This window comes from Tenacibaculum litopenaei, assembly GCF_964514025.1.
GTDB classification, from domain to species: domain Bacteria; phylum Bacteroidota; class Bacteroidia; order Flavobacteriales; family Flavobacteriaceae; genus Polaribacter; species Polaribacter litopenaei.
Genome location: NZ_CAZEQT010000006.1, coordinates 674333 through 699003 on the forward strand (window position 1 = coordinate 674333; position 24671 = coordinate 699003).

Sequence of the window (24671 nt, forward strand, 5' to 3'; positions counted from 1 at the left end):
CATGGCTTTTAGCTATTTTCAAATACAACGACAATACAAAGGATTTTATGAGACACCTTTTCTGTGGCAAGGAAAAGGTGTTTTTGATTTAGCACCTTATAGTGCAGTCTATGAACCTTCGCCAGTACGTTTTAGCGATACTATTGACGGCAAGTTACGCCTGGGAAAGTTCGTTGAACGCTTTGTTTCTTTTGAACTCAACCAACGATCAGACACGCAGATTTTAGCAGAAAACCTTCAAATTCAACAAGAAAAAATCACCTTAGGAGAATTGGATTGCCTCCTGTTGCAAAACCACCTTCCCATTCACCTTGAAGTGGTGTATAAATTTTACTTATACGACCCCACGGTAGGCAGCCATGAACTAGAACACTGGATTGGTCCGAATCGCAAAGACTCACTGATTGAAAAGTTGAACAAATTAAAAAACAAACAGCTTCCACTACTCCATCACCCTGTATGCCAACAACAATTGCGAGCAGCAGCAATTGCCTATCCAAATTGGCAACAACAGGTGTACTTTAAAGCTCAGCTATTTATTCCTTTACAAGCACACAAAGCCCCCTCTTTTCATTTGTTAAATGCCGATTGTATACAGGGCTACTACGCAGGTATTTCAGAATTGGCAAACTGGAAAAAAAGCAAGTTCTACTTACCTGTCAAACACGATTGGCTACAACAACCGCATACCGATGTAGCATGGAACTCCTACGAACAATTTTATCACAGTTGCTCAGAACAATTAGCTGATTCCTACGCACCGCTATGGTGGGTAAAACAACCCAATGGAGAATTGCTTAAACTTTTTGTGGTTTGGTGGTAACCTTTGTTTTGCTCACGCGCTTTCGCGAATTGATAAAATAAACGCCTGTTAACAATACCGCTGATGCAATCATCGATTGCTTGGACAAGCTCTCCTCCAAAAAATACCAGCCTAATAGCATTGCAATCACCGGATTTACGTAGGCAGAAGTAGCTACCTTCTCTGTCGAAACTTCCTTTAGTAAATAGTTAAAAGAGGTAAACGCTACGATGCTTCCAAATACAATTAACAAGCCCATGGACCAACGCGTTTCTACTGTCCACAATTCCGGACCTGTCCACGGTTCTCCTATGATACCACTGACGATAAACAACAAGATTCCAGCTATCAGCATCTGATAGCCCGTACTTACGAAAAAGTTTTTCGGTAAGTTAGCCTTCGAAACGAAGACACTACCATAACTCCAACTCAACACACAGCTAAAAATCATGAATATTCCCAAAATACTATCCTCTGATGCAGTGATGGTATCTTGACTTACCAATAAATACATTCCCAGAATTCCCAATGCCACACCTATAATCGATCGGGGTTGCATGCGCTTACCGTCTATCAAACGCATTAGAAACAATACAAACAGAGGTTGGGTTGATGCCAAGAGCGCAGCAAAACCACTGTCAACGTATTTTAATGCCCAAACAAAGACCCCATTTCCATATACCAAAAACAAAAATCCGGCTATGGTTGAATTGGTTAGTTGATGTCGGCTTATGCTTAGCTTTTTACCCAATAATTTGGCGATGAGCATAATCAATACTCCCGCAGTAGTAAAGCGGATGGCTGCCAAAAACATAGGAGCGATTTCTCCTACCGCTATTTTGTTTAACAAGTACGTAGAACCCCAAATAACATAAATAGAAAAAAAGGCCAATACGATGAGAATTACTGATTTTTTCATTACTTGATTTTTAAGTCTTAAATGTATCAATAAACTTTCAGTAAAGACCTTTTAATCTCAATTATTACTGTCTGCCAAAATCGATGGTTACTACTCTTGAGGTACGACCGCTTCACGTTCATTGATATACGCCATATCTCGTGTATTTTTCTGAACAGAGATTGCGGCAAAAACACTTAAGGTAAACGACATTCCATAAAATCCCTTTTCACTCAGTAACAAATCGGCATTCCAAAGTCCAACTACCAAAAGCACTATAGCGGTAATCGTGGTAAACCACGATATTCCGTAATACAATTCCGTTACTTGAATACCCTCGAGCTTATCGCGAACTGCCTTTTGAACTGAGATAACAGAAAACAACCCAAATAGCAATACCGTAAAGTAATACCCTTTTTCATTCAACTCCATGTCGGCATTCCACAACCCTATACAATAGGCCGTCACTCCGATAATCAACACCGCCCAAGAGGCTCCTATATACGCAGGTGTAGGACGCTGATCATACACCTTTACCTTAACTTGTTTTCTTTTTGAAATTACATCTTTCAATTCCATCTGTTTCATTTTTAAAATTAATTACGGGTCAAAGATGCGGTCCTCATATAAGAGTTTCAAATCAGTTTTTATAAAAAACTCATGATTAAATAAACGCAAATTAACGAACCAATCCATTTAAATTTGTATTTTTAAACCTAAAAACTCATGATTTAATGAATGGAATTTCACCTATAATTCAAGCATTTTCAGAACGAGAATACCTGGAATTTGAAGCATTTTTAACTCATAAAAACCGTCGAGGGGACGTAAAGAACACAGCCTTAGTCCGTTTGCTACGCGCAGGAAAAACAGACACTGCTTTTCTTTGTGAACAACTATATGCAAAGCCTAACAAACAAGCCTTGTACAGTTTGAGAAATCGCGTTTTTGAAGTGCTGATCGATTTTATCGCGTCTAGTAAAATGCAAGGAGAAAACTCCATCGATATCTCACTAGCGAAATACATACTTGCGGCTCGTGATTTTCTCTATCAAAAAAACTACAAACTTGCTTACAAGCTACTCATCAAAACAGAGAAAATTGCCTTGGCTCATGATTTGTATACCCTACTTACCGAGGTATACCATACACTTATTCAGTACGCTCATCATTTTGAACAGGTAGATTTAAAGGTCCTCATTGAACGATTTCGGAAAAACCAACAGTTACAAAACACCGCAGAGGAATTCAACATCATCTATGCAAAAATCAGAAATGCCTTACAGGAACAGCAGCAACAAGGGACTTCGGTGAGCTTTTCAGAGTTGGTTAGTAGGATAAGCTCGGAACACGCTGTGAGCATCAACGACATCCTTTCGTATAAGTCGCTCTATCAAATGATTACCCTGACCAATTTATCGGCATACTTGAGTAAGGATTATTTAAAAATAGAATCGTTTATCATTGCGCAACACCAAGTATTAAAAGCCAAGAAAGATCAGGAAAAACAATTGTTTTACCATATCAGAGTGTTGTTTTTAATTGCCAACACGCTGTTTCGCAACAAGAAATTCGAATCCTCTTTATCGTATTTACAACAGATGAAGCAAGCCATGGTTTCACAACAAAAAAAGTATTACACAACTTTTTTACCTGAATACACACTCCTACTAGCGCTTAATACAAACTATTTAGGCAATCAACAAGAAGCCATTCGCATCTTGGAAGGACGCAGAGCTACAAAAAACATTCAGGTCAAAATTCAATTGGAAAGTGATTTAACCCTGATCATGTGTTACTTTCAAAATCAAAACTATACGGCGGCCTACAAGGCGTATACAAAACTTCAGCACTCCGATTTGTGGTACGAACAACAAGCGGGCATAGAAATCACCATCAAAAAAAATCTCATAGCACTCCTACTACACAAAGAACTCAATCACTTTGATCTCTTCGAATCGAGGTTGCTGAGTTTTCGCAGAAAGTACCGTACATTTTTACTATCGCATGGAGAAGAGCGCGTATTGCGCTATCTGGAGATCGTTGAACGCTTCCACAATGATCCGCAATGGATTCGTTCGGAAGACTGTTTTCAAATGGTCGAAAGTTCTTTTGACTTTATTGGCGCTTTACAAGAAGACATTTTTGCCATGAGTTTTTACGCTTGGCTCAAAAGTAAAATGCATTCCAAAGACCTATTTGCAACGACTCTTGAACTTATCAAAACTGCACGAATGGATTAGTAAACATTCGATTTGATCTCCGTTTACTTAATTTACTGAAACCCCACCAACATAAAACCCTTTATAAAAGCGACTTAACACGACACCCCTAATCTTATTGGATAACTCTTTTTCTAATTTTAACAAATTATATACGCAATCTTGTAAAGAAATCCCATTGTTCTTTTACTGATTAATTTTCAACAGAGTACTTCAAATTTACTACTTTTAAAGGTGTCTCTAAATTATCGTTTTGCTTTGAAACATATTTAGATTTTTGGATTCATCATTTCTACAAATACATCAACATCTGAATTTAATCTTACCCAAAAAAATCAAATATGGTCATTCGTATTTTATTTTTGTTAATGGTTATTTATAAGATATAGCTAACAAAAAATTGTACTCTAGAAGATATATCACTCTATTTTGGATTCGTTTTTACTTCCTCATACTTTTTTGCAACAGTGAATCTTTTATTGTCAGAATTATAAAGCTCCAATGTATTTCCAGTTAAAATATAATATTCTCCGTTCGATTCTTCTCTTGGATTAAGTATTATACCAGCTTGCGATTGGCTCTCTCTCATTTCTTCAACCATTGATGAACCATCTTTGAAAATTGTTTTAACAAACAATCTATCATTTTTTTTGAACACAATATAACGCCCTAATGTGTATTCTCCCTCAAAAAATTCCCCTAATATTTCTCCATCAATATTGTCTGCTTTTTTCTTTAAACTCAATTCTTCTGTGGCTGTCAAGCCATTAATTAAAATCTCTAAATTCGGATCGAAATGACTTACAGCCCAAACCGAATTACTTCTTCCACCTTCTTTTAGGGTATAAAAAATATAAAAACGTCGCTCCTTATCTCTAGAGTTATATAATTCATTAGCAATTGTTGCAATTTGTCCTTCAGATATTTTATCACTTAACTCAACATAAAGTTCATTTTTCTCTAATGCCTTATCGCTTTCATCTCTGACGATTACGTATGAAAATTCAGAAGGCAACTCTTCTTTAGTATATTTTCCTATTTTAGATTTATCTCCACAAGATGTACTAAAAATAAACGCTACTAAAATTAATATGTAATTTTTCATTTTATATATTATTGATTAGTTAAATTATTTCTTTTCGCTTTTTCATTCCACTACAAGCCTTTTTCTCTATGTTTTCTCTATAGAATTATGTTCGCCAAACGTCCATTTAATGACCATTGAAAATAGACATGGGATTCATCACTGAGCTTCCAATCATGATATAGTCTCACCTGACAACAAAACTTAATAATCTTTAAGTTTCACATTTTCAATAAAACTCTTTTATACATCCCACCAACAAAACACTTGAGACTACAGGTGCTTTAGAGCAAATCACAGTTGAACCTCAAATGTATAACACACATAGCATTTTTGATTACGTAAAACCGTAATTCAAAACACCATTTTAATTACCTTTGTCCTGTTGAAATCAAAAAAACGTTATGAAAAAAATTCTATTTATCCTGGCACTAGGAATCACTTCTGGTATCCACGCTCAATTCAATCAATCCTATCAAGGAAAAAATCACACAACCCCATCACAGACCCCATTGAATCAATTTTATAGTGGATTTGTTTCTAATGATGGAAGTAACTATCCCGCTAATTATGGATCTCTTTTGGGATATACCAATAGTAGTAATGGCTACGGATATTCTTATCAGATTTTTAAAGGTCATACGATACCCCGTTTAAAAATTCGATTTGCTGATTACTCATCAGGAGGAAATACCTGGTATTCTTGGAAATCAATTTTAGATAGTGGAAACGACATAATTTATGAGGGTAATAACGAAGAAAGCGCTATTACAGGCTATTCAAAAATCATCGGAAGATCATCTGACGGAATCTTACACTTAATGGCAGGTACCCATGACGGTTCTATATATCTAAATTACAACAAGAACGGTAATATTTACTTAGCTAATCAAGGAGGAAATGTCGGTATAGGCACACTCAACACAGGAAATTGGAAACTTTCTGTAAATGGAAATATTAGAGCTAAGGAAATAAAAGTCGAAACCGGATGGTCTGATTTTGTTTTTTACGACTCATATAAACTTCCCACACTTAAGGAAGTAGAAGAACACATTAAAGAAAAAGGACACCTACAAGGTATTCCCAGTGCCAAAGAAGTAGAAGAAAATGGTATCTTTTTAGGAGAAATGGATGCTAAATTACTTCAAAAAATAGAAGAATTAACGCTTTATACCATACAACAAGAGAAAGAAATAGCTCGTCAAGCTAAGGAAATTGAAGCGTTAAAATCGCTAAACAAAAAACTTCTCGACATTCAAGCCAGACTTAAAAAACTAGAGTTAGAAAAACCTTAAACTTATTAATCAAAACATCAACATTAAACATTCATCAGTAAAAGAATAGATGAAGAAATCACCATTTACAACTAGCTCAATTTTCATTGAGCTTTTTTTGTGCTACTTTTTATCTAGTACTGATGTTTCCATCTTTGACAGCAGTATTTTTTAACCATGCCCTCCCGAAAAAGAGCTCTTAATTGAGTTCCTTGAATTCAAGGAACTCAAGAGTTTTAAAGTTGCTCCAAAAGCAAGGTTGCTACCTTTTCTGAAGAGGCCGGGTTTTGTCCGGTTATTAGATTTCCATCTACTATCGCATACGATTCCCAGTCGTTGGCTTTGCTGTAAACAGCTCCGCGTTCTACGAGCATGTCTTCCACTAAAAACGGAACCACGTCTGTCAATTGTACAGCCGCTTCTTCGGTATTTGAAAACGCTGTGAGCTTTTTACCTTTCACAAAAGGCATATCGTTTACCACCACATCTTTAAATACTGCTGGGGCATGACAAACAGCTCCTATCGGCTTGTTCGCAGCAGCAAAAGCATTTAAAAGATGTACTGAAGCAGTATCTGTAGCTAAATCCCACAACGGACCGTGACCTCCTGGGTAAAATACCGCAGCATAGTCGGCCGCATTTACTTCAGACAACTGTAGTGTTTTGGCCAATAACTCCTGTAATTCAACATCCTGATGAAAGCGCTCGGTTGCCGGAGTTTGAAAATCTGGTTCGTCACTCTTCGGATCAATTGGCGGCTGTCCTCCTTTAGGCGACGCCAACGTAATATCGATTCCCTGATCTTTGAGCACGTAATATGGCGCTGCAAATTCCTCTATCCAAAATCCTGTTTTTAATCCCGTATCTCCTAACTGGTCATGGCTGGTAAGTACCATTAAAACTTTTTTCATACTATCTTTATTTAAATTACTTTCAAAAGTACTCTTTAGGAATATGAAAAAAATTGACCTATGGTAATTTCGAACTACTGAAGCTCTTTTCTTATTCTACTCAAGCTTTCTGTAGTAATTCCGAGGTAAGAAGCCAAGTGGTAGTTTTTTATTTGCTGTTCTATATTGGGGTATTGTTTTAAAAATTGCAGGTAACGTTCCTTGGCAGTATACGCGAGGTTATACAGTATTCGCTTTTGAAATCGAACCGTGGCGCGTTCTAATTTTTTTCGGTAAAAATTAGTCACTTCAGGTAGGCTCTCCATTAAAATATCCATATCTTCTTTCGCTACCTTAAAAACTACAGCTTCCGAGATGCTCTCGATATACAGTTCCGAAGGTCCTTCTAAAAAGTACCCCATATAGTCACTAATCCACCAATCGGTAATCGCAAACTGAACCGTGTGCTCTTTGGCTTTATCATCGAGAAAGTAAGTTCTTAAGCAACCGTCCATCACATAGTATTGATAACGCGCTTCCTCCCCTGCTTTCAAGAGTTGCTCTCCCTTTTTCAATCGCAATTCTGTAAATACCTTTTGTATGCGGTTCCAGTTCGATTCTGTCAGGTCAAGTCCCTTAAATGCCGTGGTTACTTGCTGTCTATTCATGCCACAGCAATCCTTCTAGATAGTGTTGTTCAATACAAAAACTTTCTTTTAGCGCCGCAATTTTACTATCATAGAAGTCTGCATCTACTTTTTTACTGGTTTTCGCTCCTACGAGCATCACATTTTTACGCGTGTGCTCATTGCTAATAAACTCAAATACTTTGGTTTGATAGTTGTGCTTTTCCATGATCAACGCACGCAAGGTATCAGTGACCATTTCAAACTGGCGTTCCTTAAAAATACCGTATTTTAAAATAGGACTTTCTTGCTCCTTTCCTTTTACCTGCTGACGAACTTGTTTATGACAACAAGGAGCACAAATAATGAGTGATGCATTTGCCACCAATCCTTTGTAAATTGCATCGTCGGTTGCGGTATCGCAGGCGTGTAAGGCAATGAGTATATCGATTTGATTTTCGTTGTACTCCTCGATAGGCTTAGCGGCGAAATCCAACTTTGTAAAGTTACATTTTTCAGCTAGGTCATTACAATAATTCACCAATTCTGTGCGCAATTCTATTCCTGTCATACTCACCTCGAACCCTTTCTTATTGACCAAATAATCATAAAGGGCAAAAGTCAAATACCCTTTTCCAGAGCCCATGTCAACAATATGAATTTGTTTCGGAAGCTTTACGGACTTTAACTGCGCTTCAATTACCTCTAAATATTTATTAATTTGACGGTATTTATCCGACATTTTAGGAATGAGATTCCCCTCATTATCCAACACTCCCAACTCTTTTAAATACAGACTGTCTTCTGCTCGTTTTAACTTGGGTTTGTCATGGCTTTGTGGAGGTTTATTTTTAAAGCTTGCCGCCGTTGTTTTAAAACTCACTTTTTTCTTTTTGGATACAAATGTTAAAAAGTCATTTTCCAATGAAAACAGCGTAGCTGCTCGAAAGTTTTCTGCTAGCAAAGTTACCAGCAATGACACGCCCTCTTCAAACGAGTAATTTTTAACCTGATCGTTGGTCGTATAACGGTATAAAAATTGATAATTTAGCTCGTCTTTGATCAAGACCTGCCTGATGTAAACATTTTGTAATTTTTCGCTCTTGCGGATAGGCTTGCTCAAAGTTAATTTTACAAAACTATCATCACTAACACGTTGTTCAAAGGCTGATATTAATGGGGTCAATTCTTCTTTCATTTTGCAAAAATACGCAAACTTTAAAGGAAAGTCACAGGAATACCAAAGCAATTTTAGGGAGTAGTTCGGACAAACAAGTCCATTCAATAAAAAGGAAACCGGCGATAAATAACCAACAATTTACCACCGATTTACCAACTATTAAGCTATGAAAAAATAACTGTTACGTTCCTGGAATCAATACTTTGTCAATGACGTGAATTACTCCATTAGCACCTTGTACATCGGTAGCTGTAATATTTACCTCTTGGTTGCTAGCACTTTTTAATTTTGCGCCGTTCGTTAAATCAACCGTTACTTTGGCGTTATTCAACATAGTAATTTCTTGTTTGTCTGTCAATTGTTTTGCCTGTACGTTGGCTGCATTCACTACGTGATACTTCAATACCGCTTCAAGGGTTGCAATCGGAATATCGGCGATCGAATTCCACGATGCATTACTGTCAAGTAAGTTTTTGAACGCGGCATTGGTAGGAGCAAATACCGTAAATGGACCATTCCCTTTCAATACAGCCACAAAATCAGTGGTGTGTCGGCTATCTGTCAATGCTGCTACCAAGCTTGAAAAGTCAGGATTGTTTAACGCTAACTCTACAACATTTGGTGGTAACATGACCTTGTCAATTACATGTACTACTCCGTTTTTAGCGTCAATATCTACACTAACTGGAGCTGCTGAACCGTTAAACTTAACTCCTCCAGTCGTGGCAACTTGTAATGATAAGTATTCAGAATTTGGTCCTGTAGCCAAGGTTGGCGTATATCCATTTGTCAATTGTCCTGATTTCACTTCTGATGACAGTACGTGAAATTTTAACACATTTACCAATACATCTTGTGGAATATCATTTAAAGTATTCCAACTACTATTTGAATCTAATAAGGCTTGAAAAGCTGCGTTGGTTGGTGCGAAAACCGTGAAAGGTCCGTTTCCTTTTAACACACTTGCTAGTCCTGCTTTGTCTACCGCAGCTACTAAGGAACTCAAGTTCGAATTTGCTGCTGCGAGTTCAACGATATCTTTTTGGGTTTCTACTGCTGGTGTATCATCATCGCTGCACGACAATAATACCGTGGTTCCCATCAACATGCTAAGTACAAGAATTGATTTTAGTTTTTTAATAAACATCGTATTAGTTTTAAGTTAGTGCCTACTCGATTATTTGCGTCTGCTTTCGGCATTACCAAGACGTTTGTTTAACTTTTAAAGAGAAAAAATAAACAAAAACTCACTAGTGAAAAAAATAACACTTATCCGTTTGCTTGTCAAAGTGTTACTCCAAAGATATAAATTTTGTTTAACTTTTAATAATTTTTATTAAACATTTTTAACTTCTTGATTTTAAAATTGCTTCAATGTCTGATAAACTCAGGCCTTTTGCATATAATAATATGAGAAAGTGATAAAGTAAATCGGCGGCTTCATTGACAAATAAGTCGCGATTATCGTCTTTTGCCTCAATAACGAGCTCTACAGCTTCCTCTCCTACTTTCTGTGCCATTTTGTTGATACCTCTTTTGTATAGACTATTGGTATATGAGCTCGAGTCGTCAGTAGCAATACGCTCGGTAATGGTTGCCTCTAGTTGGTATAAAAAGCCTTTCGAACTGGCTTCCCCAAAACACGAGGACGTTCCTTTGTGGCAGGTAGGGCCCTTCGGAATTGCTTGTACCAAAATGGTATCTGCATCGCAATCGATCTTGTATGACTGGAGTTCGAGGAAATTCCCCGATTCTTCTCCTTTGGTCCACAACCTATTTTTTGACCTACTAAAAAAAGTCACTTTGTTACTTTGTACGGTTGTATCAAAAGCTTCTTGGTTCATATAACCCAGCATTAATACTTCTAGGCTTAGGGCATTTTGAACGATAACTGGCACCAGTCCGTTTCCCTTTTCAAAATCTATGTTCATCGTATGGCAATATTTTCTGTTTTTAAATACTTTTTTAAGGTCGGTATTGGAATTTCTCCGAAGTGAAAGATGCTTGCAGCGAGCCCTGCACTGGCTTCTGTTTCAGAAAACACCTCTTTAAAATGGGTTACTGCCCCAGCTCCTCCAGATGCGATAACAGGAATTGACAAGTTTGCACTCACTTCTCGGGTAATGTCAAGGGCAAAACCTTCCTTGGTTCCGTCGTTATTCATCGAAGTCAATAAAATTTCACCTGCGCCTAGCTCGGCAACTTTTCGAGCCCAATCGAGCGTGCTTAAGTTGGTTTCATGAGTACCTCCTTTGGTAAATACTTTCCAAGTTCCATCCACGTATTTTGTGTCAATAGCTACCACGACAAATTGGCTTCCAAATCGCTCTGATAAGGCTACAATTAATTCGGGATTTCTCACTGCTGCAGAATTGATACTCACTTTATCAGCTCCTGCCTCTATCAAGCGCAAGGCATCGTCTACGGTGTTAATACCTCCTCCAACAGTAAAAGGAATATCAATAACTTCACCGATGCGCTCCACCAATGCAACCAAGGTTTTTCTATTCTCCAAAGTCGCTGTAATATCGAGAAATACCAATTCATCTGCTCCTTCTTCTACATAGCGTTTCGCTAATTCTACAGGATCTCCGGCGTCAATAATATCGACGAAGTTCACTCCCTTTACCGTCCGTCCATTTTTAATATCCAAGCACGGAATAATTCTTTTCTTTAACATAGGGCTACGAGTTCTTTTAGGGTGATGTATCCTTCGTAAATAGCCTTACCAATAATAACGCCTTCACAGCCCAGTTCTTTTAGTTTGTATAGATCCGATACAGAAGAAACTCCTCCACTTGCAATCAAACTAACTCCTGTTTTTCTCAAGATCTCAGCATACAATTCAAAGGCGGCTCCTTGCAGCATTCCATCCTTTGCCACATCCGTACAAATTACTTGCTCAACACCTAATTTTTCGTAGGATTTCACAAAATCTACTACGTCCAACTCCGATACTTCCATCCATCCGTGGGTGGCAATTTTCCTGTTTTTGCAATCTGCTCCTAGTATTATTTTGTCTGCTCCATATCGCTGTAACCAATTTGTAAAGAGTTCTTTGTTTTTTACAGCGATACTTCCTCCTGTAACCTGGTTGGTCCCCGATTCAAAAGCGATGCGTACGTCATTGTCAGATTTTAATCCGCCACCAAAATCAATTTGTAAATTTGTTTTGCTGGCAAGGGTTTCTAAAACCTTGTAATTGACAATTTGCTGCGCCTTTGCACCATCTAAATCCACTACGTGTAGATACGTTATTCCGTTTGCTTCAAATTCCTTAGCTACTTCTAAGGGGTTTTCGTTGTATATTTTTTTAGTATCGTAATCGCCTTTGGTCAAGCGCACGCATTTTCCTTCTATTATATCTATTGCTGGTATGATTCTCATAATTCTAAAAAGTTTTGTAATAGTACTCGTCCTACTTGTGCCGATTTTTCCGGATGAAACTGCATTGCGTAAAAATTATCGCGCTGCATCACACTGCTAAACGGAATTCCATAATCACAAATTGCGATGGTTGATTCGCATGGTTCCGCATAATAGCTGTGTACATAATACACATCATCAACAGCATTCATGGACTCTAAAATTGGCTGAGCAGCTAGACTCGTAAAATTGTTCCATCCCATATGAGGGATCTTCTTCCCCTCTGGAAAGCGCTTGGTTTTGGTTTTAAACACTCCTAAACAAGCTACTTCTCCTTCTTCAGAATAGTCACACAGCAACTGCAAGCCTAAACAAATTCCCAATACGGGTTGTGTCAAGGAAGTCAATACTGTATCCAATCCTCTTTTTTGTAAGTAGTTCATTGCGGAACTCGCCTCTCCCACCCCAGGAAAAATTACCTTGTCAGCTGCTTTTAACTCCTCCGGATTGTCCGTAATAATACAGTCATACCCCAAGGCAGTTACCGCATTTTTCACCGAACGAATATTTCCTGCGTTGTATTTTACTATTGCTATCATTACAGAACTCCTTTAGTCGATGGTAAAATCATTTTCTCTGGATCTCTTCGAACGGCTGCCTTCATGGCCTTTGCCATGCCTTTAAAAATCGCCTCAATCTTGTGGTGCTCATTTTGACCTTCCGCTTTGATATTCAAGTTGCATTTGGCGCCATCGGTAAACGATTTAAAAAAGTGATAAAACATTTCTGTCGGCATCTTTCCAATCATCTCTCTCTTGAACTCAGCTTCCCAAACCAACCAATTACGTCCTCCAAAATCGATAGCTACTTGTGCCAAGCAATCGTCCATCGGCAGGCAAAATCCGTAGCGTTCAATTCCAATTTTATCACCCAATGCCTTAGCAAACAACTCTCCTAAAGCAATAGCTGTATCTTCTATTGTGTGGTGCTCATCAACTTCGAGGTCACCTTTTACCTCAATTGATAAATCCATTTGACCGTGACGCGCAATCTGATCGAGCATGTGATCAAAAAATGGGATACCCGTATCGATGGTCGCCTTTCCTGTTCCGTCCAAATTCAAGCTCATGGCAATCTCCGTTTCCGACGTATTGCGAACGAGTTCTGCTTTGCGTACTGTGAGTTTTAAAAATTCGTAAATTTCACACCAATCATTGCTTTCCAGCGCTATATACTCTTCCAACTCACGTTCTTCTCCAGCCACCTCTTCGGCTCCCAGATACGTTTTATCATTAATAAAAATTGCCTTTGCTCCTAAGTTTTTAGCCAGTGCTACATCGGTGAGTCGATCACCAATCACCAGTGAATTTTCCAAATCATAAGCCTCAGAAAAGTACTTCGTTAATAGGCCTGTATTCGGTTTTCTCGTAGGCTGATTGTCCTTTGCAAAAGTGACATCGATATGTTCAGCAGCAAATTGAATACCTTCATTTTCTAAGGTAGCCATCACAAACTTGTGAACAGGCCAAAACGTAGCTTCTGGGTATACATCGGTTCCTAGGCCATCCTGGTTGGTGACCAATACCAATTCGTAGTCCAATTCTTTGGCTATTTTTCCCAGGCCTTCAAATACTTTCGGATAAAATACTAATTTTTCAAATGAATCAATTTGTTCATCTGCAGGTTCTTTAATGAGCGTTCCATCTCTATCTATAAATAATACTTTTTGTTTCATTTTACTCGGTTACTAAGCGTTCACTTAATGCTTTTAATGCGTTGATTAATTGTTTGTTTTCTTGCTGGGTACCTACACTTATTCTCAAACAGTTGGCGATCAATGAAGACCTATTTCGAATAATAATTCCTCGAGCTACCAATTGTTCGTATACGGTATCCGCATCGAGCATTTCCACGAGGATGAAATTAGTTTCGGTTGGATAAATTTTCTTTACTAATCCGATTGTAGGCAATTCTCGTAATAGCACTTCACGTTCATTGAGCACTTTGGCTTTGTTACGTTCGTAAAGTTCCAATGCATCTAAGCTAGTCAATACGGCCTGTTGGTTTAGACTACTGATATTGTAAGGAGGCTTTACTTTATTAAAAAGCCCAATAATTTCTGATGATGCATATGCTACTCCAACACGTGCTGCGGCCATACCCCAAGCTTTGCTAAATGTTTGTGAGATAATTAGATTCGGATACGCTGCCAATTGTTCCGTCCATGAGGTCTGCGTACTAAAGTCTATATAGGCCTCGTCAACGAGCACTACCCCACGAAACGCCTTGGCTATGCTTGCAATACGCTCAACCGACAAACAGTTTCCGGTAGGATTGTTGGGGGAGCACAAAAAGATCACTTTTAAGGACGCGTCGGTTAAATACGGCTGTACCAACTCCAAATCAATATCAAAATCATCTGTTAACGGTAACTCGAGTAACTCAATATCATTGATGGCCGCCGATACTTGGTACATACCATAAGTAGGTACAAAAGTCAAGGCTTTCTCTTTTCCAGGTTCACAGAAAATTCGCAAACACAAATCAATTACTTCATCACTACCATTTCCTATAAATACCTGATTTACCGGCAGTCCTTTTAATACACTCAATCGCTCCTTCACTGAACGTTGATAAGGATCTGGATAGCGGTTTAAGTTTCCAAAAGGATTTTCATTGGCATCTAAATATACCTCTGCCTTCCCTTGAAATTCATCTCTGGCGGAACTGTAAGCCTTTAAATTCCATATATTTTTTCTGGTAATCGCTTCTAAATTAAACATTTTCTACTTGGTTTAAGCGCAGGGTAACTGCATTTTTATGTGCATCTAATCCTTCCGCAGCTGCCATGAGTTCAATGGCCGGACCGATGTTTTGAATTCCTTTTTTTGTGAGTTCTTGGAAGGTTATTTTTTTGACAAAACTGTCTAAGGACACTCCGCTAAAATTTTTCGCAAAACCGTTTGTCGGCAAGGTATGATTTGTGCCACTAGCATAATCTCCTGCGCTTTCACAACTGTAATTCCCCAAAAAAACAGAACCTGCATTTACAATAGCATCCATCACAGTACTGGCATTTTCTGAGGCTAGGATAAGGTGTTCCGGAGCGTACTCATTACTAAACGCAATTCCCTCTGTCAACGATTCAACTAAAATAGCACGACTATTATCTAAGGCCTTACTAGCAATAGTTTTCCTTGGTAGTGCTGCTAATTGCTTTTCCAATTCTCGGAGTGTTTTTTCGAGTATCTCAGCTGTTGTTCCTACCAAAATCACCTGACTATCAGGTCCGTGTTCCGCCTGTGAAAGCAAATCGGCAGCCACAAATTCGGGTACCGCAGTTTCATCGGCCAGTACCAAGACCTCACTTGGCCCAGCAGGCATGTCAATAGCTACTCCATCAATCTGAACCAATTCTTTTGCCTTGGTTACATACTGATTGCCCGGTCCTAAAATTTTGTATACTCTGGGTACGGACGTCGTACCGTAAGCCATGGCTGCAATTGCCTGAGCCCCCCCGACTTTCACTATTTTCGTAACCCCCACTAAATTCGCCGTAAACAAAATTTCAGGAGCGATGCTACCCGCTGCATTCGGAGGTGTACACAATACTATTTCTTTGCACCCTGCGATTCGGGCTGGAATTGCTAACATCAGGATGGTTGAAAATAAAGGAGCACTTCCACCCGGGATGTACAGGCCTACCTTTTCGATCGCCACACTTTTCCTCCAACAAACCACTCCCTCAATCGTTTCTACCTTCTTCTCGTTAGATTGTTGCGTTTTGTGAAAGCGTTCAATATTGTTTTTTGCCAACACAATAGCCTCTTTTAACTCGGTACTCACCTTAGTTTTTGCCTCGGTTATCTCCTCAGGTTGCACCACTAGACTGTCAAGTGCTACGCCGTCAAACTTTTCAGTAAAATCGAGTAAAGCACGATCCCCCTTTAGTTTTACGGTTTCTAAGATATCAGCAACGCTACTCGTGAGTGTTTTACGTTCAATTTGTGCGCGCTGGCATAAGTTTTGCCAAGTTTCACGCTTTGGATACTTAATTACCTTCATCATTACACCACCATTTTTTCGATTGGACAAACCAAGATTCCCTCAGCTCCATTGCGTTTTAACTCATCGATGATTTCCCAGAACTTGTTTTTATCCAACACAGAGTGTACAGAACTCCACCCTTCTTCTGCCAATGGTAATACTGTTGGGCTGCGCATTCCCGGTAAGATGTCTATGATTTTATCAAGCTTTTCATTAGGTGCATTTAGTAATACATATCTCGAATTTCGTCCTTTAAGAACTGCTCTAATTCTAAACAAAAGCGTTTCTAACAGGGCTTGCTCTTCCGCAGCAATTTTAGGAGCCACAGCAAGCACAGCTTCTGATTTTAGCAATACTTCTACTTCTTTTAAGTTGTTTTTAAACAAAGTAGAACCACTCGAAACTATATCACAAATACCATCTGCCAAACCGATATTGGGTGCAATCTCTACTGATCCGTTAATGATATGTAACTGATACTTTACTCCTTGAGCATCGAGATATTTTTTTACTGTATTAGGATAAGATGTCGCGATACGTTTGTTTTCGAAGTAGTCCAAACCAGCATAAGACTCTGATTTTGGGATCGCAAGGGATACTTTACATTTGGAGAAACCTAATTTTTCCACATAAGAAATACCCGCTCCTTTTTCGACGAGGAGGTTCTCACCAATTATGGCTGCATCGATCACTCCATCTTTTAAATACTGAGGAATATCACCATTTCTCAAATAAAAAACCTCCAAAGGAAAATTGCTAGCCGAAGCCTTTAACTGATCTTTTCCATTATCGATGGAGATACCACAGTCTTTTAATATTTGTAAAGAATCTTGATTAAGTCGACCCGATTTTTGAATCGCTATTCTTAATTTACTCATTGTTATTTTTGTTGGGTTTGAGTAAATCGGAGAAGTATTTTAGATTTCTGGTACCTGGAAATAAAAAACCCGTTCGATTTACTCAAACGGGTTGTTAATATATTTACATTTATTCAATACATCGTCAGCTCGCCTGAGTGCAAGTATGATGATGATGATGATGTAATTGAATAAAACTCATGTCTTTGTTTTTAACGCTACAAATATTTGTAATAAATTTTTAGTTTTCCAAACTTTATTTAAAAATTTAACATTGCCTTTACACTAGGGCATTTCTAAAAGTGGCAATAGTACGACAAATGTACTACATCTTTAAAACATGCAGGAACTCCTAGTATTTTAGCCTCAATAAAGTTCAGGCTTTCTTTTTTCGAAAGAAGGTCTCCCTTTTTAGAGTTTACCGTTGATAAAGTTATCAATTCAATTGTATTGTTTTGATAACTTTTCTTTTTTAAAGACTACTCAGTAAATCGTACAAATTGTCTTCGCGTTCTAAACTTAGCTTTTTCTTGATGCGGTATCGCGTTGTTTCCACACTTCTCGGAGACACATTGATCAACTGAGCGACCTCTTTACTTTTCAAATTTGATACGATATACGTACAATGTTTAAGGTCATTGACTGATAAATTCGGTGCAAAATCCTTTAATTTATTAAAGAATTGCGGTCTTATTTTTTCGAATTGTATTTTAAAATCTTCCCAGAGTTCCTCCTCTGAAATTAAATCGAGTAATTTTTTATTCACCTTGCTTAAATAGGGTGATGAACTGGATGAATTATCTTGATAGGCATCGATATCGGCACTTATTTTGCGAATAGTATCGTTGTAGGTAGAAATTTTCAACACCCTTGAAAACATCGCCTGTTCATTCATTTGCAACAACTCTTCAATTTGTTTCTTGTTCGTTACCAAATCGGTATTCTTATTTTTTAGGTCGGCAATCAAACGCTGTAAATCCTCATTTAAATCCTGGATTTTAATTTTTTTCTGACGATTGTTTCGAATTACCCAAAACAACAGTATGAGCAACAATACAAGCAATAAAATTACTGTTGTACTTAACAAAAGACGTTGTTTTTGGCTGGCAATAACGCTGTCTTTTTGAATTTTCACTTTGTTTTCAAGGTCGAGCTCTTTAACAAAAGAAGCTCGGATATTCCCTTGGTATTGCTGATTGTAATCTCGCAAGTTGGAAATTGCTTTTTCATAATACATTAGGGAACGCTCATACTCTTTTTTCGCAGCGTACAAACGGGCATAAGATTCATCTACCAGTCCTTCTGTATAGACATCACCTCTGAGGTGCACACTATCCGACTTTTGAAGGTACTCCTCAACCTTATCGAGCTGATTCATTTTCAAATAATTGTCTCCTATAAAGTAATACAAGCGTTTTACTCCTCCCCTTTTAAACTGATACTGGGCTATGAGTTCAAGGCAGTCTTGTGCGTACCTATTAGACTTATTCCATTTTTGAAGCTTTCGGGAGTTCACTGTCAAATTATAAAAAGCGTCTATTTGCTGGGGTAGCTCGTTGATTAGCTGAAAGTTCGCTATTGCTTCTCGATACAGTTTTTCGGCCGTGACAAAATCTTTCATTCCCATAGAAAATGTAACTCCCCGTGAATTGGCAATGGTCCCTTTTAATAGTACATCATTCGTTTTTTCCGCGAGTACTTTTGATTGTTGGAATAGTGATTCTGCCTTTTCAAAACGTTGTAAAAACAGATTATTGACTCCTTGTAAATAGCGTATTTTACTCGTGATGGAATCTTCTTTAAATTCGAGTTTATTGAGCTTTACAAAACGTAAAATACTATCTAACAAGCGTTCATCCTCACTCTTCTGGAAGCGATAGTAATCTTTAATAAGTCGGTCTTTCACCTGCCGGTCATCTGAAGAAGATTGCTGCGCCTGCACAGCCTGCAATAGCCCCGACATAACATAGATACACAAAGAGAAAAAAAGTAGTTTATATTTTACCATATACATCACTTTTAGCAGCACGTCAAACGCACTACATCTGTTTACTAAAAAATGTTTCCCCTTCTCTCTTGTTCTAAAAGATGTTTTAAATATACATCAAAAACACTACACTGTAAATTTTTTACACATATTTTTTACTACTAACAAACAAAAAAATTATCACCGAATCTCCTTTATTTACTCGGTTTTTTCGACATATAACACTGTAATCTACCTCGTTAAAAACCACTGCATTCATACTACACCCTCAAATCCATACTATTTAACCTGTACATTTAGCCCAGATTTATTAATTCTTTCCCCTTAGTTATTAATATCTCACAATGAGTTACCAAAGACGTCGTAATGTAATCCCTTGAACCTACTACATTCCTACTTTTGGTAACTTTTTTTTGTTTATACGCCAACGAAGCGACAATACCACTAATTACATCACAATAAATTACGCTTTTTATTAAAAATAAATAAACATCTAGTTAACAATAGGTTAACATTAAGATTTTCTACAGTGTAGTAAAAATATAGTACGCTACAAAACTACTACACCAGCAAAAGCAAGCAATAAAGCCTGTATATTTGTATCAAAGTTTATTAATTTTTTCCCTTATTTATTAATAACTAAGTTATAGTTACCAAAACATAACAAGCGTTTTTCCCTTAAGTTTATTACATCGCAAGTGATTTTGGTAACTTTTTTTCTTTTTTGTCAGTTACGCTAACTGATTTTAATCTCCTTTTTTTTTACAAAAACAACTCACTGATTTACAGCACTAAGCGAAAGAAACTATTATTTACATACATGTTTAGCTAATTTCTTGGCACGCTGTTTGAATATCCAAGCATAAGAATATTAAAAATAACCTTATGAAGTTTCAAACTACACTACTGTATTTCCTCTTACTTAGTACCTTGAGTTTTGCTTAGCAACGTGATTCTTTCAAACAATTTAAAAGCCAGTTACAAAAGCAGAAATCTGCCAAGGAACTAGTTTTGACCAAAGCCTTGGATTACACCCATGATCACGAGTTGTACGTAGATGACCTCATTGATTTATGCAGTTACTTTCCTCGTGAAAAGATGAAATACAAGCTCTGTTTAGAAGCCTACCCAAGAATTCGTGACAAGCGAAACTTTTTTAAGGTCTACGACGTGTTTAGCTCTTTTGCCTATGCAATCAAATTATATCATCATACACAAGGGAAGGCAGTAGCAACTCCAGTACAAGAACCTGTTGTTAACTACCCAAAGCTAAAGCACTATCACGGAATACTCAACGACCATTGCAAACAACCTATGTCAAAGTTTGCTTTTAAAGCACTCATGAACACAGCTAGCAATGCACCTAATGATCAAGAGCTCTTTTCGGATTTAAAAAAATTGACCGACGGAAATTGCTTTAGTACTGCTCAACTCATGAAGTTAACCCAAAAAATTGGACTTACAAGCTATAGAATGAGCTTCTTAAAGTTCGCCTTTCCTGGCGCCATTGATGTAGAAAATTACTATTATACCCTACAATTAATCGATAGTGATATGGAAAAGCAACGCCTGCGTTTGTTTATCGATGAACAGATCGAAACGTACAACACTCCTGAGCCTGTTGACACCTGTCATACACCTCCGAGTGAATTTGACTACATCCTTAAAACCATAAAAGACGAGCGCTTTCCGAAAGACAAACTCAATCTGGCAAAAAAGCAACTTGCCAAGAACTGTTTTAACCCTTCGCAACTGCGTTTAATTATTAAGGAATTCTCATTCGATGATGATAAATTAGTCCTGCTGAAGTACAGCTTTGATTTTGTAGACTACAAAGATCAATTTTACAAGTTCAGAGATTTGCTTCGATTCATCAACAACAAAAAGGACTTTGATCGTTTTTTACTCGAACACAAGCAATAAAAAAAACTCCACCGGAAACGGTGGAGTTTTTTTTTATGATTCTTTCTACGAACTAGCGCACAAAGTTAATTTTACGCATTCTCAAGCTTTCAGGAGTTACTTCTAAGTACTCATCATCCTTGATGTATTCCATACACTCTTCTAAAGACATATCGATTTTTGGAGCAATTTTAACTCCATCATCAGATCCAGAAGCACGTACATTCGTCAATTTCTTTCCTTTAATTAAGTTTACAGCTAAGTCATCTTGCTTTGCATTCTCTCCCACTACCTGTCCTTTGTAGATTTCTTGGTTAGGATCGATAAAGAACTTTCCACGATCTTGTAATCTGTCAATAGCATAGGCTGTCGCTTTTCCTGCTTCCGACGAAACGATTGCTCCGTTTACAACATCAGAAAACTCTCCTTTATACGCGTCATATCCACGTAAACGGTGGTTAATAATAGCCTCTCCTTGAGTCGCTGTCAACAACTTATTTCTAAGTCCGATTAATCCTCTAGATGGAATATCAAACTCTAAGTGTTGTAAATCTCCTTTAGGCTCCATTACCAATAAGTCACCTTTACGCATCGTAACGAGGTTAATGGCTTTACTTGCTAACTCTTCAGGTACATCGATTACTAAAGTCTCATAAGGCTCGCACTTTACACCGTCGATTTCCTTTAAAATTACTTTAGGACGACCTACTTGTAATTCATAGCCCTCTCTTCTCATCGTTTCAATTAAAACAGATAAGTGAAGAATTCCACGTCCGAATACGTTGAATTTATCTTCCGTATCGGTATCTTCAATTCTCAAGGCTAAGTTTTTCTCAGTTTCTTTGTACAGGCGATCACGTAAGTGTCGTGAAGTTACGTATTTTCCTTCTTTACCGTAAAATGGTGAGTTGTTAATGGTAAACAACATACTCATCGTAGGCTTGTCAACTTCAATACGCGGCATAGCTTCAGGAGCTTCTAAATCGGCGATGGTATCTCCAATCTCGAAATCATCTATTCCGGTAACGGCACAAATATCTCCACTTCTAACTTTATCGGCTTCAGCTTTCCCCATTCCTTCAAAGACGTGTAATTCTTTGATACGAACTTTTTTGGTAGTCCCGTCAGCTTTACAAAGCATATAATCTTTATTCTTTTCCAAATCACCACGGAATACACGTCCGATGGCAATACGTCCTTTAAATGAAGAATAATCTAATGACGTGATTTGCATTTGAGGAGAACCTTCTCTGTAAGGCGCTTCTGGAATCGTTTCCAACACGGCGTCTAACAACGGAACGATATCTTCAGTAGGCTCATTCCAATCGGTACTCATCCATCCGTTCTTTGCAGAACCGTAAATGGTTGTAAAATCTAATTGCGCTTCAGTAGCTTCCAAAGCAAACATCAAATCAAACACTTTTTCGTGTACGAGATCAGGAGTACAGTTCTCCTTGTCTACTTTATTTACTACCACAATCGGAGTCAATCCTAATTCAATCGCTTTCCCCAATACAAAACGCGTTTGCGGCATTGGTCCTTCAAATGCATCTACCAATAAGAGTACACCATCAGCCATTTTTAAAACACGCTCTACTTCACCACCAAAATCGGCGTGACCAGGAGTATCGATTACATTAATTTTAACGCCTTTGTAGTTTACAGATACGTTTTTAGATAAAATTGTAATACCACGCTCTCTTTCTAAGTCATTATTATCTAATAATAAGTCAGTGCGTTCTTTACGTTCATCTAAGATTTTAGCTTGGTCTATAATTTTATCAACCAAGGTGGTTTTACCGTGGTCAACGTGTGCTATAATAGCGATGTTTCTAATTGATTGCATTTTGCTCCGTTAAATTTGCGGCAAAAGTACTATATATTATGTAAATAAAATGGATTTTGGGTTTTGATTTTTAAAAGAAAGCTAAGAATTGCTAAAAATCATCCCGAATTTCTTAGGAATCAGTAGGTAGTTCTGGAAGGGAATCCGAATCATCGCGCTCCTCGTCATCCTGGTTTTCTTCCAATTCTTCGTCATCTTCACGGAACGCACTGGGCAGTATATCCGGAATCAATTTGATTAACAAAGGAAGTAATAGCGCTCCGCCTGGAAGCATAAACACTGTAAAGGCAGGAATGGCTTTGCAGATATCTAACATCTGCTCTTTGATCTTGGTTTTTTCTTCAGCAGAGAGTGAGGTAGTTAGTGATTTACGTATTAAATACACCAACTCCTTACTCTCTTGAAGTTCTTTTGCCAAACGTTTTTTATTCTTTCGAATGGCTTCTTTTATTTCATCTACCGTATTCATTAAAGTTTACGGCGAGCTTTTTCTGTTTTTAATAAATTCAATTCTCTGGAGGTTTGTCCAGCAACTGAAGTATTTTCTTCCGCCCTGCGAATTAAGTAGGGCATCACATCGCGAACAGGGCCAAACGGTACGTACTTCGCTACGTTGTATTTTTCTGTGGCTAAGTTAAAACTAATATGATCACTCATACCGTACAATTGCCCGAACCACATGCGTTTATCATCGGCGGCAATTTTATGGTCTTGCGCTAATTTCATTAATAAATACGAACTCTCTTCGTTGTGTGTTCCTGCAAAGATCGCCATATTTTTATGTTCCATCATATAGGTAATAGCTTCGTTGTAATTAACGTCTGTAGCTTCTTTATCCACACATATAGGCGACTCATATCCTTTTTCAGCAGCACGAGCTCTTTCTTTCTCCATATAAGCCCCGCGAACAACTTTCATTCCGATATGGAATCCTTTTTGATGTGCGCGTTGGTGTAGGTTTCTCAAATATTCCATACGATCGTGTCGGTACATTTGCAAGGTATTGAATACGATTGCCTTTTCCTTGTTGTACTGCTCCATGAGCTCTTCAATAAGGTCATCGGCTGCGTCTTGCATCCAACTTTCTTCCGCATCAATTAACAACGGAACATCTTTTTCAACGGCTGCTTTACACACCAAATGAAAACGCTCAACGACACGTGCCCACTCCGTTTGCTCTTCGTCGGTTAACGTCTCTCCTTCCGTAAGTTTCTGGTACAACTCAAATCGACCAAATCCGGTTGGTTTAAATACAGCAAAAGGGATCGCCTGCTTTTCCGCCGCAAACTCTACTGTTTTTAAGGTCATTTTTAAGGCGTTCTCAAACTGATCCTCTTCTTCCTTACCCTCAACAGAGTAGTCCAAAATACTGCATACATTACCTTTACTATACATCTTTTCGATGTTCGGTAAACAATCTTCTTCCGTTACTCCACCGCAAAAGTGATCAAAAACAGTAGAACGTATCAATCCTTCTACTGGCAAATGAGCTTTCAGCGCAAAATTGGTTACAGCTGTTCCAATACGAACCATTGGCTGACTTTGAATCATTTTAAATAAAAAATACGCACGCTCTAACTCCGAATCGGACTTTAACTTGAATGCTATTTCTGTGTTGTCAAAAAGTTTCATCAACTACGTAATGTTAAGGTTTATTGGAAGACAAATATAATTGTATAGGGTGATATAT

Annotated in this window: 23 protein-coding genes; 4 read left to right on the forward strand and 19 right to left on the reverse strand. The window is 37.9% G+C overall.

The features are described 5' to 3' along the window. Position 1 precedes the first annotated feature (1 nt). Entirely contained in the window at positions 2-823 is an 822-nt protein-coding gene (locus ACKTS5_RS11675; protein ID WP_408044052.1) for a DUF1853 family protein, read from the forward strand. Here ACKTS5_RS11675 and ACKTS5_RS11680 read toward each other — a convergent pair. Both ACKTS5_RS11680 and yiaA read right to left on the reverse strand, forming a co-directional pair. Further along, on the reverse strand, positions 798-1721 hold the full coding sequence (locus ACKTS5_RS11680; protein WP_408044053.1) for an EamA family transporter: 924 nt from the start codon (positions 1719-1721) through the stop codon (positions 798-800). The genes ACKTS5_RS11675 and ACKTS5_RS11680 overlap by 26 nt on opposite strands. A gap of 90 nt (positions 1722-1811) precedes the next feature. Continuing rightward, positions 1812-2279: an inner membrane protein YiaA gene (yiaA, locus tag ACKTS5_RS11685; protein ID WP_408044054.1), complete on the reverse strand. Its 468-nt coding sequence runs from the start codon at positions 2277-2279 to the stop codon at positions 1812-1814. A 155-nt stretch (positions 2280-2434) separates the two neighbouring features. Here yiaA and ACKTS5_RS11690 point away from each other — a divergent pair, with 155 nt between their 5' ends. Beyond that, positions 2435-3943 (forward strand): hypothetical protein, encoded by a 1509-nt coding sequence (locus ACKTS5_RS11690; protein ID WP_408044055.1) that lies wholly within the window; start codon positions 2435-2437, stop codon positions 3941-3943. A 403-nt stretch (positions 3944-4346) separates the two neighbouring features. Here the strand turns inward: ACKTS5_RS11690 and ACKTS5_RS11695 are convergent, their stop codons facing one another. Continuing rightward, positions 4347-5027 (reverse strand): hypothetical protein, encoded by a 681-nt coding sequence (locus tag ACKTS5_RS11695; protein ID WP_408044056.1) that lies wholly within the window; start codon positions 5025-5027, stop codon positions 4347-4349. A gap of 383 nt (positions 5028-5410) precedes the next feature. Here ACKTS5_RS11695 and ACKTS5_RS11700 point away from each other — a divergent pair, with 383 nt between their 5' ends. Beyond that, a complete protein-coding gene (locus tag ACKTS5_RS11700; protein WP_408044057.1) occupies positions 5411-6301 on the forward strand; it encodes a hypothetical protein in 891 nt (296 codons plus the stop codon). A 215-nt stretch (positions 6302-6516) separates the two neighbouring features. On the opposite strand, the gene ACKTS5_RS11705 is transcribed toward ACKTS5_RS11700, so the two are convergent. The 13 genes from ACKTS5_RS11705 to ACKTS5_RS11765 all read right to left on the reverse strand — a co-directional run bounded on the left by ACKTS5_RS11705 (position 6517) and on the right by ACKTS5_RS11765 (position 19254). Then, complete coding sequence (locus ACKTS5_RS11705) at positions 6517-7191, reverse strand: type 1 glutamine amidotransferase domain-containing protein (RefSeq protein WP_408044058.1); 675 nt, start codon at positions 7189-7191, stop codon at positions 6517-6519. Positions 7192-7265: 74 nt separating this feature from the next. After that, positions 7266-7838, reverse strand: a complete 573-nt coding sequence (locus ACKTS5_RS11710) for a Crp/Fnr family transcriptional regulator (RefSeq protein ID WP_408044059.1) — start codon at positions 7836-7838, stop codon at positions 7266-7268. Further along, positions 7831-8994: a class I SAM-dependent methyltransferase gene (locus tag ACKTS5_RS11715; protein ID WP_408044060.1), complete on the reverse strand. Its 1164-nt coding sequence runs from the start codon at positions 8992-8994 to the stop codon at positions 7831-7833. The genes ACKTS5_RS11710 and ACKTS5_RS11715 overlap by 8 nt, the downstream gene beginning before the upstream one ends. Before the next feature lie 163 nt (positions 8995-9157). Next, the gene (locus ACKTS5_RS11720; RefSeq protein ID WP_408044061.1) at positions 9158-10123 is read right to left on the reverse strand and encodes a fasciclin domain-containing protein; all 966 of its coding nucleotides are present in this window, start codon (positions 10121-10123) and stop codon (positions 9158-9160) included. A gap of 199 nt (positions 10124-10322) precedes the next feature. Beyond that, positions 10323-10907, reverse strand: coding sequence for a bifunctional phosphoribosyl-AMP cyclohydrolase/phosphoribosyl-ATP diphosphatase HisIE (gene hisIE, locus ACKTS5_RS11725; protein WP_408044062.1), 585 nt, complete (start codon positions 10905-10907; stop codon positions 10323-10325). Further along, a complete protein-coding gene (gene hisF, locus ACKTS5_RS11730) occupies positions 10904-11656 on the reverse strand; it encodes an imidazole glycerol phosphate synthase subunit HisF (protein ID WP_408044063.1) in 753 nt (250 codons plus the stop codon). Before hisF ends, hisIE begins: the two co-directional genes overlap by 4 nt. Next, entirely contained in the window at positions 11650-12363 is a 714-nt protein-coding gene (hisA, locus tag ACKTS5_RS11735) for a 1-(5-phosphoribosyl)-5-[(5-phosphoribosylamino)methylideneamino]imidazole-4-carboxamide isomerase (RefSeq protein WP_408044064.1), read from the reverse strand. Before hisA ends, hisF begins: the two co-directional genes overlap by 7 nt. Next, entirely contained in the window at positions 12360-12941 is a 582-nt protein-coding gene (gene hisH / locus ACKTS5_RS11740) for an imidazole glycerol phosphate synthase subunit HisH (protein ID WP_408044065.1), read from the reverse strand. The genes hisA and hisH overlap by 4 nt, the downstream gene beginning before the upstream one ends. After that, positions 12941-14077 (reverse strand): bifunctional histidinol-phosphatase/imidazoleglycerol-phosphate dehydratase HisB, encoded by a 1137-nt coding sequence (gene hisB, locus ACKTS5_RS11745; protein ID WP_408044066.1) that lies wholly within the window; start codon positions 14075-14077, stop codon positions 12941-12943. Before hisB ends, hisH begins: the two co-directional genes overlap by 1 nt. Position 14078: 1 nt before the next feature. Further along, positions 14079-15125, reverse strand: coding sequence for a histidinol-phosphate transaminase (hisC, locus tag ACKTS5_RS11750; protein WP_408044067.1), 1047 nt, complete (start codon positions 15123-15125; stop codon positions 14079-14081). Then, positions 15118-16407, reverse strand: coding sequence for a histidinol dehydrogenase (hisD, locus tag ACKTS5_RS11755; RefSeq protein ID WP_408044637.1), 1290 nt, complete (start codon positions 16405-16407; stop codon positions 15118-15120). Before hisD ends, hisC begins: the two co-directional genes overlap by 8 nt. A 2-nt stretch (positions 16408-16409) precedes the next feature. Further along, positions 16410-17267: an ATP phosphoribosyltransferase gene (gene hisG, locus ACKTS5_RS11760; protein ID WP_408044068.1), complete on the reverse strand. Its 858-nt coding sequence runs from the start codon at positions 17265-17267 to the stop codon at positions 16410-16412. A 451-nt stretch (positions 17268-17718) separates the two neighbouring features. Next, the gene (locus tag ACKTS5_RS11765) at positions 17719-19254 is read right to left on the reverse strand and encodes a tetratricopeptide repeat protein (RefSeq protein ID WP_408044069.1); all 1536 of its coding nucleotides are present in this window, start codon (positions 19252-19254) and stop codon (positions 17719-17721) included. Positions 19255-20244: 990 nt separating this feature from the next. On the opposite strand from ACKTS5_RS11765, the gene ACKTS5_RS11770 reads away from it, so the two are divergent. Next, complete coding sequence (locus ACKTS5_RS11770) at positions 20245-21156, forward strand: DUF4476 domain-containing protein (RefSeq protein ID WP_408044070.1); 912 nt, start codon at positions 20245-20247, stop codon at positions 21154-21156. 52 nt (positions 21157-21208) lie between these two features. Here the strand turns inward: ACKTS5_RS11770 and typA are convergent, their stop codons facing one another. From typA to ACKTS5_RS11785, 3 genes are all read right to left on the reverse strand, one after another. Continuing rightward, positions 21209-22981 carry a translational GTPase TypA gene (gene typA, locus ACKTS5_RS11775; RefSeq protein WP_408044071.1) on the reverse strand — a complete coding sequence of 591 codons (1773 nt, stop codon included), beginning with the start codon at positions 22979-22981 and terminating at the stop codon, positions 21209-21211. Between the two features lie 112 nt (positions 22982-23093). Next, positions 23094-23450 carry an LETM1 domain-containing protein gene (locus tag ACKTS5_RS11780; RefSeq protein ID WP_408044072.1) on the reverse strand — a complete coding sequence of 119 codons (357 nt, stop codon included), beginning with the start codon at positions 23448-23450 and terminating at the stop codon, positions 23094-23096. After that, positions 23450-24616 carry a proline dehydrogenase family protein gene (locus ACKTS5_RS11785; RefSeq protein ID WP_408044073.1) on the reverse strand — a complete coding sequence of 389 codons (1167 nt, stop codon included), beginning with the start codon at positions 24614-24616 and terminating at the stop codon, positions 23450-23452. Before ACKTS5_RS11785 ends, ACKTS5_RS11780 begins: the two co-directional genes overlap by 1 nt. Positions 24617-24671 lie beyond the last annotated feature (55 nt).

Excerpts from the sequence above, each read along its gene's own strand:
- ACKTS5_RS11675 (WP_408044052.1), top strand. The coding sequence starts at position 2 with ATGGCTTTTAGCTATTTTCAAATACAACGACAATACAAAGGATTTTAT.
- ACKTS5_RS11680 (WP_408044053.1), bottom strand. The coding sequence starts at position 1,721 with ATGAAAAAATCAGTAATTCTCATCGTATTGGCCTTTTTTTCTATTTAT.
- yiaA (WP_408044054.1), bottom strand. The coding sequence starts at position 2,279 with ATGGAATTGAAAGATGTAATTTCAAAAAGAAAACAAGTTAAGGTAAAG.
- ACKTS5_RS11690 (WP_408044055.1), top strand. The coding sequence starts at position 2,435 with ATGAATGGAATTTCACCTATAATTCAAGCATTTTCAGAACGAGAATAC.
- ACKTS5_RS11695 (WP_408044056.1), bottom strand. The coding sequence starts at position 5,027 with ATGAAAAATTACATATTAATTTTAGTAGCGTTTATTTTTAGTACATCT.
- ACKTS5_RS11700 (WP_408044057.1), top strand. The coding sequence starts at position 5,411 with ATGAAAAAAATTCTATTTATCCTGGCACTAGGAATCACTTCTGGTATC.
- ACKTS5_RS11705 (WP_408044058.1), bottom strand. The coding sequence starts at position 7,191 with ATGAAAAAAGTTTTAATGGTACTTACCAGCCATGACCAGTTAGGAGAT.
- ACKTS5_RS11710 (WP_408044059.1), bottom strand. The coding sequence starts at position 7,838 with ATGAATAGACAGCAAGTAACCACGGCATTTAAGGGACTTGACCTGACA.
- ACKTS5_RS11715 (WP_408044060.1), bottom strand. The coding sequence starts at position 8,994 with ATGAAAGAAGAATTGACCCCATTAATATCAGCCTTTGAACAACGTGTT.
- ACKTS5_RS11720 (WP_408044061.1), bottom strand. The coding sequence starts at position 10,123 with ATGTTTATTAAAAAACTAAAATCAATTCTTGTACTTAGCATGTTGATG.
- hisIE (WP_408044062.1), bottom strand. The coding sequence starts at position 10,907 with ATGAACATAGATTTTGAAAAGGGAAACGGACTGGTGCCAGTTATCGTT.
- hisF (WP_408044063.1), bottom strand. The coding sequence starts at position 11,656 with ATGTTAAAGAAAAGAATTATTCCGTGCTTGGATATTAAAAATGGACGG.
- hisA (WP_408044064.1), bottom strand. The coding sequence starts at position 12,363 with ATGAGAATCATACCAGCAATAGATATAATAGAAGGAAAATGCGTGCGC.
- hisH (WP_408044065.1), bottom strand. The coding sequence starts at position 12,941 with ATGATAGCAATAGTAAAATACAACGCAGGAAATATTCGTTCGGTGAAA.
- hisB (WP_408044066.1), bottom strand. The coding sequence starts at position 14,077 with ATGAAACAAAAAGTATTATTTATAGATAGAGATGGAACGCTCATTAAA.
- hisC (WP_408044067.1), bottom strand. The coding sequence starts at position 15,125 with ATGTTTAATTTAGAAGCGATTACCAGAAAAAATATATGGAATTTAAAG.
- hisD (WP_408044637.1), bottom strand. The coding sequence starts at position 16,407 with ATGAAGGTAATTAAGTATCCAAAGCGTGAAACTTGGCAAAACTTATGC.
- hisG (WP_408044068.1), bottom strand. The coding sequence starts at position 17,267 with ATGAGTAAATTAAGAATAGCGATTCAAAAATCGGGTCGACTTAATCAA.
- ACKTS5_RS11765 (WP_408044069.1), bottom strand. The coding sequence starts at position 19,254 with ATGGTAAAATATAAACTACTTTTTTTCTCTTTGTGTATCTATGTTATG.
- typA (WP_408044071.1), bottom strand. The coding sequence starts at position 22,981 with ATGCAATCAATTAGAAACATCGCTATTATAGCACACGTTGACCACGGT.
- ACKTS5_RS11780 (WP_408044072.1), bottom strand. The coding sequence starts at position 23,450 with ATGAATACGGTAGATGAAATAAAAGAAGCCATTCGAAAGAATAAAAAA.